Annotated in this window: 17 protein-coding genes and 1 pseudogene; 10 read left to right on the forward strand and 8 right to left on the reverse strand. The window is 31.8% G+C overall.

What is annotated here, in order from left to right:
- The first annotated feature begins 33 nt into the window (after positions 1 to 33).
- Entirely contained in the window at positions 34 to 495 is a 462-nt protein-coding gene (locus AAHN00_RS03455; protein ID WP_342272139.1) for a DNA polymerase III subunit chi, read from the forward strand.
- A gap of 383 nt (positions 496 to 878) precedes the next feature.
- On the opposite strand, the gene AAHN00_RS03460 is transcribed toward AAHN00_RS03455, so the two are convergent.
- Positions 879 to 1,109, reverse strand: a complete 231-nt coding sequence (locus AAHN00_RS03460; protein ID WP_342272736.1) for a hypothetical protein — start codon at positions 1,107 to 1,109, stop codon at positions 879 to 881.
- A 287-nt stretch (positions 1,110 to 1,396) separates the two neighbouring features.
- On the opposite strand from AAHN00_RS03460, the gene AAHN00_RS03465 reads away from it, so the two are divergent.
- From AAHN00_RS03465 to AAHN00_RS03475, 3 genes are all read left to right on the forward strand, one after another.
- On the forward strand, positions 1,397 to 1,630 hold the full coding sequence (locus AAHN00_RS03465) for a hypothetical protein (protein WP_250310741.1): 234 nt from the start codon (positions 1,397 to 1,399) through the stop codon (positions 1,628 to 1,630).
- A gap of 215 nt (positions 1,631 to 1,845) precedes the next feature.
- On the forward strand, positions 1,846 to 2,211 hold the full coding sequence (locus tag AAHN00_RS03470; protein WP_342272140.1) for a hypothetical protein: 366 nt from the start codon (positions 1,846 to 1,848) through the stop codon (positions 2,209 to 2,211).
- 28 nt (positions 2,212 to 2,239) lie between these two features.
- Positions 2,240 to 3,022: an IS66 family transposase gene (locus AAHN00_RS03475; RefSeq protein ID WP_342272557.1), complete on the forward strand. Its 783-nt coding sequence runs from the start codon at positions 2,240 to 2,242 to the stop codon at positions 3,020 to 3,022.
- On the opposite strand, the gene tnpB is transcribed toward AAHN00_RS03475, so the two are convergent.
- The 6 genes and pseudogenes from tnpB to AAHN00_RS03505 all read right to left on the reverse strand — a co-directional run bounded on the left by tnpB (position 3,019) and on the right by AAHN00_RS03505 (position 7,073).
- A complete protein-coding gene (gene tnpB / locus AAHN00_RS03480; RefSeq protein WP_341752109.1) occupies positions 3,019 to 3,372 on the reverse strand; it encodes an IS66 family insertion sequence element accessory protein TnpB in 354 nt (117 codons plus the stop codon). The genes AAHN00_RS03475 and tnpB overlap by 4 nt on opposite strands.
- A complete protein-coding gene (locus AAHN00_RS03485; protein ID WP_342271013.1) occupies positions 3,360 to 3,785 on the reverse strand; it encodes a hypothetical protein in 426 nt (141 codons plus the stop codon). Before AAHN00_RS03485 ends, tnpB begins: the two co-directional genes overlap by 13 nt.
- Positions 3,786 to 3,953: 168 nt before the next feature.
- Positions 3,954 to 4,634 (reverse strand): annotated as a pseudogene (locus AAHN00_RS03490) (IS256 family transposase); the annotation flags it as partial.
- 195 nt (positions 4,635 to 4,829) lie between these two features.
- Complete coding sequence (locus AAHN00_RS03495) at positions 4,830 to 5,477, reverse strand: transposase (protein ID WP_342270936.1); 648 nt, start codon at positions 5,475 to 5,477, stop codon at positions 4,830 to 4,832.
- Positions 5,478 to 5,653: 176 nt separating this feature from the next.
- Positions 5,654 to 6,976, reverse strand: coding sequence for an IS5 family transposase (locus AAHN00_RS03500; RefSeq protein ID WP_342271031.1), 1,323 nt, complete (start codon positions 6,974 to 6,976; stop codon positions 5,654 to 5,656).
- Positions 6,921 to 7,073: a hypothetical protein gene (locus tag AAHN00_RS03505; RefSeq protein WP_342272141.1), complete on the reverse strand. Its 153-nt coding sequence runs from the start codon at positions 7,071 to 7,073 to the stop codon at positions 6,921 to 6,923. The genes AAHN00_RS03500 and AAHN00_RS03505 overlap by 56 nt, the downstream gene beginning before the upstream one ends.
- A gap of 412 nt (positions 7,074 to 7,485) precedes the next feature.
- Here AAHN00_RS03505 and AAHN00_RS03510 point away from each other — a divergent pair, with 412 nt between their 5' ends.
- From AAHN00_RS03510 to AAHN00_RS03525, 4 genes are read left to right on the forward strand one after another with little or no spacing between them, the layout of a single operon-like run.
- Positions 7,486 to 8,274, forward strand: coding sequence for an IS982 family transposase (locus AAHN00_RS03510; RefSeq protein WP_342272142.1), 789 nt, complete (start codon positions 7,486 to 7,488; stop codon positions 8,272 to 8,274).
- 30 nt (positions 8,275 to 8,304) lie between these two features.
- Positions 8,305 to 9,519, forward strand: coding sequence for an IS256 family transposase (locus AAHN00_RS03515; RefSeq protein ID WP_342271993.1), 1,215 nt, complete (start codon positions 8,305 to 8,307; stop codon positions 9,517 to 9,519).
- Positions 9,520 to 9,561: 42 nt separating this feature from the next.
- A complete protein-coding gene (locus AAHN00_RS03520; RefSeq protein ID WP_250310986.1) occupies positions 9,562 to 9,711 on the forward strand; it encodes a hypothetical protein in 150 nt (49 codons plus the stop codon).
- A 6-nt stretch (positions 9,712 to 9,717) separates the two neighbouring features.
- Entirely contained in the window at positions 9,718 to 10,599 is an 882-nt protein-coding gene (locus tag AAHN00_RS03525) for a glycine--tRNA ligase subunit alpha (RefSeq protein ID WP_342272143.1), read from the forward strand.
- Between the two features lie 230 nt (positions 10,600 to 10,829).
- Here AAHN00_RS03525 and AAHN00_RS03530 read toward each other — a convergent pair whose 3' ends face one another.
- Positions 10,830 to 11,018 carry a hypothetical protein gene (locus AAHN00_RS03530; protein WP_342272144.1) on the reverse strand — a complete coding sequence of 63 codons (189 nt, stop codon included), beginning with the start codon at positions 11,016 to 11,018 and terminating at the stop codon, positions 10,830 to 10,832.
- Between the two features lie 99 nt (positions 11,019 to 11,117).
- Between AAHN00_RS03530 and AAHN00_RS03535 the strand changes: the two genes are divergently transcribed.
- Entirely contained in the window at positions 11,118 to 11,420 is a 303-nt protein-coding gene (locus AAHN00_RS03535; RefSeq protein ID WP_342272145.1) for a transposase, read from the forward strand.
- A 336-nt stretch (positions 11,421 to 11,756) separates the two neighbouring features.
- Positions 11,757 to 12,311, forward strand: a complete 555-nt coding sequence (locus AAHN00_RS03540) for an IS982 family transposase (RefSeq protein WP_410521427.1) — start codon at positions 11,757 to 11,759, stop codon at positions 12,309 to 12,311.
- Positions 12,312 to 12,421: the final 110 nt, after the last annotated feature.

Consider the following 12,421-nt stretch of genomic DNA (forward strand, 5'->3'; position numbering starts at 1 on the left):
TAGCTATAAATTTTAAATATTAAGAGAATTATCATGCAACAATTTAGTCTTTATCATACTACCGAAGGATCGCTATATAAAACAACCTGTCTTTTAGTAGAAAAATCTTATCATAGCAATTTAAGAATTGTCGTTTTAGCTCCAGATATTGAAGTCCAAGAATCACTAAACAAGATGATATGGACTTATTCTAGAAAACAGTTTATTCCGCATGGTAGTAAGCTTGATCCATTACCAGAAAAACAACCAGTCTATATTACTCATCAGTTAGAGAATCCTAATCAAGCTACGATTCTAATAATCATTGCCCCATTTGATATACAAGAAATTCTTAATAACAAACACTATGTTGCACATTTTCAAAGAATAATTATAATATATGATGGTTTGGATAATTTAAGTCTAATAGTTAAAGCAATAAATGAACTAACTATTGCGACACCGATGATTGACTGTTATAAACAGAGTTCAGTAGGAACATGGAGTAAGATTTAACCATTTCTATCAACTGTACAAATTACCAAAAGAAATTAATTCCGGGAATTAGTATAACTTAAGCAACCTCGGTGTTATTCCAGTATAGGCTTTGCTAACGTGAATCAAAAAGCCAACGTAAGTCATGATACCTATAGAACTAAAAACGATGTCATTCCTGCAAAGGTAGCGGAGTCTAAAAAGTCCGTCCGCCAAAAATATTTAAAGCCCCCCATAATCTATGATTGAATAAAATTTTTACAAAAAAAATTCTAATATTTGCACTAAAATTAAAAATTGTTTTCAATTTTATTGAAAAATTTCTGTTTTAGTAAAATTTTTACATGAGCTTATTGTTAACGATTTTTTTTAATCGTTTAGCAAGTTTTTTAATGATAATTTTTTTATGTAGAGTTAGGCATGATGTGTAAATGATTGGCAATACATCGTAAATTCAAACCTATAGCAGAGATTATTGGATTGATCACATCTCCTATCACACCCTTCAAGAAGTTTCTGCCCATCCTGCCATATTGTTTCAAATGCCCTATTATTGGTTCTATAGCACTGCGTCTCCTGATCATACACTTGTCTTCTTTCAATAACTTTTTCCGAGTTTTGTATACTTGCAGCAAAACTGCGTAACACTATCTAATTTTTTTGCTAGTATGAATTTATTGTATAAATTTGGGTTTCTACTATGCAAATATCACCGATTAATCAAAACTTACGCTATGTTTTATGATAAGTGGCTTTGTACTGAGATATTATTAAAATTCTTTACTATGAAAAAATGGCTTTCAGCCAAGGTTTTTAGTCATACTTGAGATAACATAGCGTAAGTTTTGTAATAAAAACTAGTTGAAAAAGTACCAATTATATTATAACATTTGAAATATTAATAATAATGATAATTAATCAAATGAAAAAACCAAAAGTAGCGACCTTAAGTGCTGAAGAACGAGAAGAACTAATACAACATGTCAAGGAAAGTTCATTAACGGGAGATGAACAGCAAACGATAGTAGAACTTGTGAAATTTTGTAATGAGCTAATAGACAAGCTAGCATCATCAAATATCAGTATAAATAAGCTTAAGGAAATGCTGATTGGTTTTAAGGCAGATAACAAAAAAAAGATAGTTCAGATTCATTAAAAGAACCGCCAAGTGAATCTGATAACGGGAATGGTGGTAATGAAGAAGAGTGCGATAAGCCCAAAAAGATAGATCGTAGTAATTGGCAAGGTAAATATGGGTTTGATGATTATAAGGATGCGAATACCAGCTATTTAACTCCTGAGAATTTTTGTAGTGGTGATAGCTGTCCTCACTGTTGTAATGGCAAACTATATAATAGTGAAGCTAGAAAATTGCTACAATTTACAGGTAATGCTCCAATTACAGTCAACAGATATGTAAAGAAAACGCTACGTTGTAATGCTTGTGATTATATAGTTATGAACAATAAAAATATCAACAAATGGACAAATAGTAGCAGAAGTGCAATAGTGTTACAAAAGACCTATGGTACTCCTTTCTACCGTTTATCTAGGCTGCAAAGTTTAAGTGGTGTTCCTGTGGCATATAGCTCGCTCTGGCAACAATATTTAGATGTTTGGCAAGAAGGTGGTGGAGCTGAAATTTACGGGGTATTATTGGAAATGGCTGCCGAATGTAGTTCACTGAACCTTGATGATACTAGAGCTAGGATTTTAGAAATTACGTACTCAAAATAAGAAAGGACGCAGCTGTTATACTACTACAATATGTGCTAAGACTGCAAATAATGAGGTGATAGTTTTATATTTTACCGGTAATAGGCATGGTGGAGAAAATATAGGTAACGTACTAAAGAATCGTAAGAATAGAACAGATTCTATCCAATTAATGACTGACGCAAGTAACAATAATAACCCGGTATTATCAGAAGCAGATCAAGAATTACTGGCAATAATAGTGATGATCAATTGTTTGTCACATGGTCAGAGAAAATTTACAGAGAATGAACTATATTACCCTGAAGAATGCGGATATTTTCTCAAACAAACACGAGGGATTTACCACAATGAACATCAATGTAAAGAGATGAGTCCTGAAGAAAAACTTGGGTATCATCAGGAACATAGCAGTAAATATATAGAAAACATATATAACAAAATAGACGAATTATTTAACGACAAGAAAGTTGAGCCTAATAGTAGGCTTGGACAAGCTATGAAATATTGGATAAATAATAAAGAAGGTTTGACCCAATTTTTAAAAATCCCAGTTAGCAATCTTGATAATAATTGGGCTGAGAGATCACTGCGTACCATTATTTTACAAAGGAAGAATTCATTATTCTTTAAAACAATCAATAGTGCTGAGATACATAGTGGTCTGTATAGTATAGTAAAGACTTGTAGTGAGAACGAGATCAATGCCTTTAAATATTTAAATTGGCTACAAGAGCAGAGTAGCAAAGCAAAGAAGCGTCCTGCGAATTATACGCCTTTTGCCTATGCAAGATATATGAATAATACGGAATTAATCGAGACAGCAGCTTAAACGACAGGAAGCCAATCATTAGAGAATTTGGCAGAACTAGGATCACCATTATGAATAAGAATGTGTAAGGTTCTATAACAAATTTGATAAGATGAATTATCAGATGGGAAAAGTTTTGCGGTAAATTTACCTTTGGATAGGCGTTTAGAGCATAGCCAAAAGCCTTGACCGTCAAAGGACAAAATTTTAATGGCAGTTCTGTTTTTATTATAGAATAAAAACAAGGAACCATTAAGAGGGTCAGAAGAAAGTTTTTGTCTACAAACAGCGATTAAGCCATCGATACCCTTGCGAAAATCGATGGCAATAGTGGCAACAAAAATAACTGACGCCGGGGTTAGTTGCAGCATAAAAATGTCTGAATTATGGTTTTTGGTTCTAGTGTTTGGATAATAAGTTTGGTACCATTTGGTTTAATAATGTGACAAGTATAGTGATTTTGTTTGGGGGCAGCTACAGGATCGGTATCTATAGAATTTAATAGTTGAAATGGGAGAAAATTAATATTTTGTTGTAGAGCTTGATTTGAAGTTGAGACAGGAGAAGTTTTGAGGGTAGGCTCATGGGCTTTTTTAATTGAACTGATTGTTGCTTTATTAATATTAAGATGTTTAGCTATCTCTTGGTAAGAATAATGATGGAGTAATTGGTAAACTAATTCCTTTAGATGGTTTGGTATAGGATCAAACTTATTAGTTTTAGTTTGACGCCAGGCTTTAAATTGCTGAGCTACTTGCTCAATAGTAATTGATGGTATTTGCATAGTATGAAACCCAAATGTATAAAAAATTCATACTAGCAAAAACATTAGATAAAGTTATGCAGTTTTGCTGCAGGTATACACAAAAAAAATTCTAATATTTGCACTAAAATTAAAAATTGTTTTCAATTTTATTGAAAAATTTGAGTCAATCATTTAATTTGTGTAAGTTCATTTTTTATTTTCCAATAAATCATATTTAAAATCTCCACAAAGTATTTCAAATTGATTTAAAGCTAAAGACCAATCTTTAATAGGCATGGTCCATTTTTTGGCTGCATTTTGTAGGGATAAAAATATTATTTTTTGAATTGACTTATCATCTGGAAACACCCCCTTATTTTTGATAATTTTTCTAATTTGACGATTTACAGATTCTATAGTGTTAGTAGTATAAATTACCTTTCTGATCTCTTCAGGAAAGGCAAAAAACGGTATTATCCCAGACCAATTACGTTGCCAAATATCAGAAATTACCGGATATTTTTTATCCCATTTTACACCAAATTGCTGAAGTTTTAAACGTGCCATTTCGTCATTATTAGCTGTATAAATTTGTTTTAGATCTGATGTGACCTCTTTTAAATCTTTATATGACACATACTTTACTGAATTGCGAACCATATGTACAATACATAATTGTACTATAGTACTCGGGAATACACTGCTTATAGCTTCTGGAAAGCCCTTTAAACCATCCACACAAGCAACATAAATTTGTTCAATTCCTCGATTCTTTAACTCAGTAACTACTTGCATCCAAAATTTAGCACCTTCATTTTTGCCTATCCAAATGCCAAGTAACTCCTTTTTCCCTTCTATATTTACAGCAAGTGCTAAATATACTGCTTTATTTATTGTCCCACTTTGGGAGAAAAACCCCGCACTTGCAGTGCGTCGTTTCAACATAAATTTTAAATATCTTATCAAGAAAAGATAAGAATGAATCATACAGATATTTTTTAACAAAATCTTACACTTCACAGATATATTCTTTTTGTGTTGTGACACTTTCTAAATGAGCCATACACAAATAGTTTCTAACTTTTAAGTTAGTACATACATGAGGCATTCATGCCGTAATATTAAGCTCTGCACTTGCAGTGCAGAGTGGTTAACTACTATGTGATTGTCTCTAGATTTTACATAGATACAGTCCAAGTATAATATTGGATACACCCTATCTAAACAACGATTTTGCCACCTAGTTACTTCTTCTATCACCCCATCTGTTATGGTGGATATCAAGTCACCAGATACATCAGTTTGATATATTTCTTCTAAATGCCCTCGGATCTCGCTGACTGTCATACCGCGACCATAAAGGGATATCACTTTCTCATCAAATCCATTAAATCTCCTCAGCCCTTTTGGTATTAATTGAGGATTATACTCTCCTTCCCGATCTCTTGGTACTTCTACTGTCAGCTTACGACCATCCCCATCAATTACTGTCTTCTCATAGCTACCATTACGACGATTATTATCTACTTTTGGCATCTTGCTATGTTTTGAATATCCTAATTCATGATCCAACTCACTTGCTAATATTTTCTCAACTATTTGCTTCTTTAGCTGTTGAAATAAACCATCTCGACCAAATAACTCCGATGGATCTGCTTTTGATAATAATTCTTCTACTAGCTGATTACTGATGTCTAATGTATCTTTATCTGTATCTAATTTTTTAGCCATAATTCCTCCTTGCTTGCTTAAGTTACTTTTTTTACAGTAATCTCTTACTGCTTTCTTTGCAACTTACACAAACTATAGGACAGACTCAAAAATTTCTGTTTTAGTAAAATTTTTACATGAGCTTATTGTTAACGATTTTTTTTAATCGTTTAGCAAGTTTTTTAATGATAATTTTTTTATGTAGAGTTAGGCATGATGTGTAAATGATTGGCAATACATCGTAAATTCAAACCTATAGCAGAGATTATTGGATTGATCACATCTCCTATCACACCCTTCAAGAAGTTTCTGCCCATCCTGCCATATTGTTTCAAATGCCCTATTATTGGTTCTATAGCACTGCGTCTCCTGATCATACACTTGTCTTCTTTCAATAACTTTTTCCGAGTTTTTGGGGTATATACCTTACTCTTCTCTTTAACATTGCTGCCAGTATAACCAAGATCAACAAACGATTTTTTTATCTTTATTCCAGTTACATTTTCTACCGCTTCAAAACTCTGCTGCAATGTATGACCATCATAAGGATTATTATGAAACGATTTTGCTGACAGTACAAAATTTCTACGACCACTGACTACTACCGCAACTTTATTGCCAAACTCATATGGCTTGTTTCGTTTTCCCTTCCCTATACACTCTACCTCAGGGGCATGAAAACTATACAATATTTTATTCTGTTCTTTGTATTGCTTTTTCTCTTCTCTTTTTAAAACAGATTGGCTATGTATTTGTTTTACTTTTTTCAATACTTCTTGATCTCTGATAGATAAGTTTAATTTCTGATTTTTTATCTCACGCTCACATATTCTAACCAAACGACCAAGTAACGTTTTTAAATGCTTCATTATTTTCCAACGCTTCTTGGCTTTGCTATGCTCTTTATACTTCCAGAGCTTTATTATATCTCGCTTATAGGTTCTAGCGTAGGTTTCGTTTAAACTTATACCCAAACTTTGGCAAAGCTTCACAATACTAAGCCTAGCTTTATCCATTAAATAAACATCATGTGGGTGCTTGATATTCTTAATTTGTACCGTTGTATCAGCAATTATCAATTCCAAATCTTTTTTTTTAATTGTGTTAGTTCTTATTCCAACTCTTATCAACTCTGCTAATATCTCGTTATATCCAGATTCACCTAATAAATTACGAAATCTTCTTATGCTAGTTTCCGACATCGCTATATCTGTTTCTATATATTCCCACCCACAGAAATATTGCCAATACATGTTTTCTTTTAGTTCTTCCTCTGCTAATGAATCTGAAAAATTATACATTGCTTGTAGCATCGTTACACCAAGCATCACTCTATGACATTTTCTATTTCTACCAAATCTCTTAATAGAAACATTTTTTGATAACCATTCTTCTAGACCAGACCAATTTATTAATTCTCTTAATTTATATAGCTTATTATTTGAGTTTAATTCTTCTTTTAATTTATAACCAAAAAGTTTTCCTTGTTTTTGTGATTTGATAATATTTTCTATTGGCATATTGACTGAAATCCATAAGGTTTATTGTCCCACTTTGGGAGAAAAACCCCGCACTTGCAGTGCGTCGTTTCAACATAAATTTTAAATATCTTATCAAGAAAAGATAAGATAAGATAAGATATTTTTTAACAAAATCTTACACTTCACAGATATATTCTTTTTGTGTTGTGACACTTTCTAAATGAGCCATACACAAATAGTTTCTAACTTTTAAGTTAGTACATACATGAGGCATTCATGCCGTAATATTAAGCTCTGCACTTGCAGTGCAGAGTGGTTAACTAGCATATTTTAACATTTTCTTATGGATTTCTTTATTATTTTCTGCCATTAAACCCTATTATCTATAAGACTTATAGAGTTTTGCCGGACAGACTAAAAAATAAACAAATTTATCAATATACGTCAGTTCAGGATAAGATATAGATGAAATAGTAATAGATAAAAGGATTGTCAAAAAGGAGTGCCTGCAGTATTTATATTTTTAAACAAAAAAACAAACTACAGGCATGAGAAAAGATATCACAGAATTATATAGTTTTATAGATGATTTTTGTAAAATTTATTTGGAGTATGAACAGAGAAAGTTATTACCATCAAATAAGCAAAGAAATCGCTGTTGTAGCATGAGTCTAAGTGAAATGTTAACAATAATAATTATGTTTCATACATCCTATGCTAAGAATTTTAAATTTTTCTATAAAAGTTATATAGAGTGCATGCATAAGGATGATTTTCCCAAAGCCTTGAGTTATAATAGATTTGTTGAATTAATGGCACGATTATTCATACCGCTAAATATGTTGATTCATTTGTTGTTTGGTGAGGAAACAGGTATTTATTTTATTGACTCTACAACGATTAAAGCTTGTCACAATAAAAGGCGTTATAGCAATAAAGTTTTTAAAGGATTAGCCAAACATAGTAAATCCTCTATGGGGTATTTTTATGGTTTTAAATTACATGTAATAATCAATAATAAAGGGGAGTTTATGGCATTAAAAGTGACCAAAGGCAATGTAGATGATAGGGTTCCAGTACCGGAGTTAACAAAAAGATTAACTGGAATTATAGCAGCTGATAAAGGTTATATTAAGCAAAATTTGTTCTTAAATTTATATGAAAGAGGCTTAAAAATGATTCATGGAATTAAGAAGAATATGGAAAATAAATTAATGGATTTGAAAGAAAAAATCTTACTTCGAAAGCGTAACTTAATTGAAACAGTTTTTGATTATCTAAAAAATAAAATGAGGCTCTGTACAAATAAGTGTGTAAATTTTTCAAAGGTTATATAAAAATATAATATAACAAAAGGAGAAATTATAATGCACCAAAAACAAAATGAAGCAATGAATCAAGCGATAGATTTATTAATAAATAATGATACAGATATATCAACATTACTTAAAGAGGATGGTTTATTAAAACAATTAACCAAACGGCTTGTAGAGAAGGCATTGCAGTCAGAGATGAATAATCATTTAGGATATGATAAATATTGTCATACTGATAGTGATAATGTTCGTAATGGTAGGAATGTAAAGAATCTAGTAACAAATAATGGAGTTGTAGAGATTGAGGTTCCAAGGGATAGAAGTAGTACATTTGAACCTGCATTAATTCCGAAGCGTCAAAGACGTATTGAAGGATTTGATGATAAAATAATATCATTATACGCTAAAGGAATGAGCTTATCTGATATTAAGATTCAAATGCAAGAATTGTATGGAGCTGACGTTAGCGAAAGTTTGTTAAGTCAAATTACTGATGATGTAATTGAGGATGTCAAGATATGGCAAAGCCGACCATTGGATCGAGTATATGCTATAGTATTTTTTGACTGTTTAGTAGTAAAAGTACGTCAAGATAAACGAATTATCAATAAGTCTGTATATGTAGCATTAGGTATTGATTTATCTGGAAGGAAGGATATTTTAGGATTGTGGATCAGTGAAAATGAAGGAGCGAAATTTTGGCTTAGTAATTTTACTGAGATGAAGAACAGAGGTATGCAAGACATGCTTATTGCTTGCAGTGATAATTTAACCGGTATGTCTGAGGCAATAGAAGCAGTTTTTCCGAAAACCGAACATCAATTATGTATTGTACATCAGATTAGAAATAGTTTAAAATATGTATCATATAAAGACCGAAAAGAATTAGCGGCTGATTTAAAGCCTATATATACTGCTAGCACAGAGGAAGAAGCACATCTTGCTTTAGAATCTTTTGAAGCTAAATGGAGTAAACAGTATCCACAAATTGCTAAATCTTGGTATGTTCATTGGGAAAATTTAATGGTTTTTCTAGGATACCCTGAGGCGATAAGGAAAGTAATATACACAACTAATAGTGTAGAATCTGTCAATAGCCAATTACGTAAGGTTACTAAGAATAAACGGGTTTTTCCAAATGATAATGCCGTTTTTAAGACCTTGTATTTGGCAATTGATTATATGACCAAGAAATGGGTTATGCCGATTCCAAACTGGAACGCAGCTATGGCTCACTTTTTGATAAAATTTGAAGGTAGAATTTAAGCCCTATGAAAAATTTACACACTTAATTAGAAAGGCTCTAAAATGAACCTTGAACATACTAGACATAGATCACCAATAAATGCCTTTGTCCATATATTATCTACTCTTGTTGCTTACTCATTAAAGAAAAATAAACCTTCAACAAAATTTGATTTTAATCTACATGTTCACAATATCCTTATCCCGAATTGACGTAATATGCAAAAATTATCATTTCAACAAATTATTTTGACCTTGCAAAATTACTGGCAAGATTATGGCTGTGCAATTTTGCAGCCATATGACGCTCATGTTGGAGCTGGTACTTTTCACCCTGCTACTGTACTAAGAACTCTTGGTAAGAAACCTTGGTTTGTAGCTTACGTTCAACCTTCTCGGCGTCCTCATGATAGTAGATACGCTTTGCATCCTAATAGAATGCAGCATTATTATCAATTTCAGGTTATACTAAAACCCTCTCCTGATGATATACAAGAGCTATATTTAAAGAGTCTTGAATGTCTTGGTATAGATTTGCAAAAACATGATATTAGGTTTGTTAAAGATGATTGGGAGTCTCCTAGTCTCGGTGCTACTGGGCTTGGTTGGGAAATATGGTGTAACGGTATGGAAGTATCACAATTTACTTATATGCAACAAATAGGTGGTATTGATTGTCGTCCAGTGGCTGGTGAGATTACCTATGGTTTAGAACGTCTGGCACTTTATATACAAGGAATCAATGAGGTAAGAAATCTTGATTGGAATGGTCAAGTTGGAGAAAAGGCTTTAACCTATGGTGAAGTAGATTTTGCCGCTGAAAAACAATTTTCGAAATTTAATTTAGAATTAGCTGACATAGCCATATTATCTCAGTATTTTATTGATAGTGAGAAACAATGTAATGAATTAATCGCTGCAGATTTACCGTTGCCAGCTTATGATTATTGTATTCAAGCTAGCCATCTTTTTAATCTGTTAAATGCCCGGGGGGTAATTAGTGTAACAGAGAGAGCATCTTACATACTCAGGATACGTAATTTGGCAAAAATGTGCTGTAATAAATGGTTAGAATTAACCTCAATTCGGGATAAGAATTAGTTAATTCTTATCCCGAATTGGCTTTAATATAAGGAAAAATGCATTCTTAAAGCGGTTTTGCGAATGCATTTTAAACCTTTCTAAAGCTAAAAACATGATTTTACGTCAGTTCGGGATAAGATATAGATGAAATAGTAATAGATAAAAGGATTGTCAAAAAGGAGTGCCTGCAGTATTTATATTTTTAAACAAAAAAACAAACTACAGGCATGAAAAAAGATATCACAGAATTATATAGTTTTATAGATGATTTTTGTAAAATTTATTGTCCCACTTTGGGAGAAAAACCCCGCACTTGCAGTGCGTCGTTTCAACATAAATTTTAAATATCTTATCAAGAAAAGATAAGAATGAATCATACAGATATTTTTTAACAAAATCTTACACTTCACAGATATATTCTTTTTGTGTTGTGACACTTTCTAAATGAGCCATATACAAATAGTTTCTAACTTTTAAGTTAGTACATACATTAGGCATTCATGCCGTAATATTAAGCTCTGCACTTGCAGTGCAGAGTGGTTAACTTGGAGTATGAACAGAGAAAGTTATTACCATCAAATAAGCAAAGAAATCGCTGTTGTAGCATGAGTCTAAGTGAAATGTTAACAATAATAATTATGTTTCATACATCCTATGCTAAGAATTTTAAATTTTTCTATAAAAGTTATATAGAGTGCATGCATAAGGATGATTTTCCCAAAGCCTTGAGTTATAATAGATTTGTTGAATTAATGGCACGATTATTCATACCGCTAAATATGTTGATTCATTTGTTGTTTGATGAGGAAACAGGTATTTATAGTCACCTTTTTGGTTAAAACCCCCAGCTTCAGCTGGGAAAGACTTCAGTCCTTGTTCTAATATTTCAATTCACTATAACTTGAATATATGATATTTTAATATACATAAGAGCAAGCTCTTCATGTATATTAAAATATCATATATGACAGATTATAACAAGACTAGCCACACTGTATTTTACCATCGCTTTCATGTTGTTTGGATCACTAAATATCGCTACAAAGTATTGCAGGGTAACTTATAAGAATTAGGATCAGAGAGATAGCACAGGCATTAGTAATATCTCTTTAGAGTAATAGCGACTTCCAGTCTAGATATCAACCCACCAGCTTCAGCTGGTTGTTATTGAGTTTATTGACTCTACAACGATTAAAGCTTGTCACAATAAAAGGCGTTATAGCAATAAAGTTTTTAAAGGATTAGCCAAACATAGTAAATCCTCTATGGGGTATTTTTATGGTTTTAAATTACATGTAATAATCAATAATAAAGGGGAGTTTATGGCATTAAAAGTGACCAAAGGCAATGTAGATGATAGGGTTCCAGTACCGGAGTTAACAAAAAGATTAACTGGAATTATAGCAGCTGATAAAGGTTATATTAAGCAAAATTTGTTCTTAAATTTATATGAAAGAGGCTTAAAAATGATTCATGGAATTAAGAAGAATATGGAAAATAAATTAATGGATTTGAAAGAAAAAATCTTACTTCGAAAGCGTAACTTAATTGAAACAGTTTTTGATTATCTAAAAAATAAAATGAACCTTGAACATACTAGACATAGATCACCAATAAATGCCTTTGTCCATATATTATCTACTCTTGTTGCTTACTCATTAAAGAAAAATAAACCTTCAACAAAATTTGATTTTAATCTACATGTTCACAATATCCTTATCCCAAATTGACGTATTTTAATTTTTTAAAATCATGTTTTTAGCAAAATATTAATTTAACAATCAGATGCAGAGCCGTCTCAAATCTAATTGTTTCGATAATTTTACCGAATTTGGGATGA

This window comes from Candidatus Tisiphia endosymbiont of Parasteatoda lunata, from assembly GCF_964030955.1.
Classification (GTDB): Bacteria; Pseudomonadota; Alphaproteobacteria; order Rickettsiales; family Rickettsiaceae; genus Tisiphia.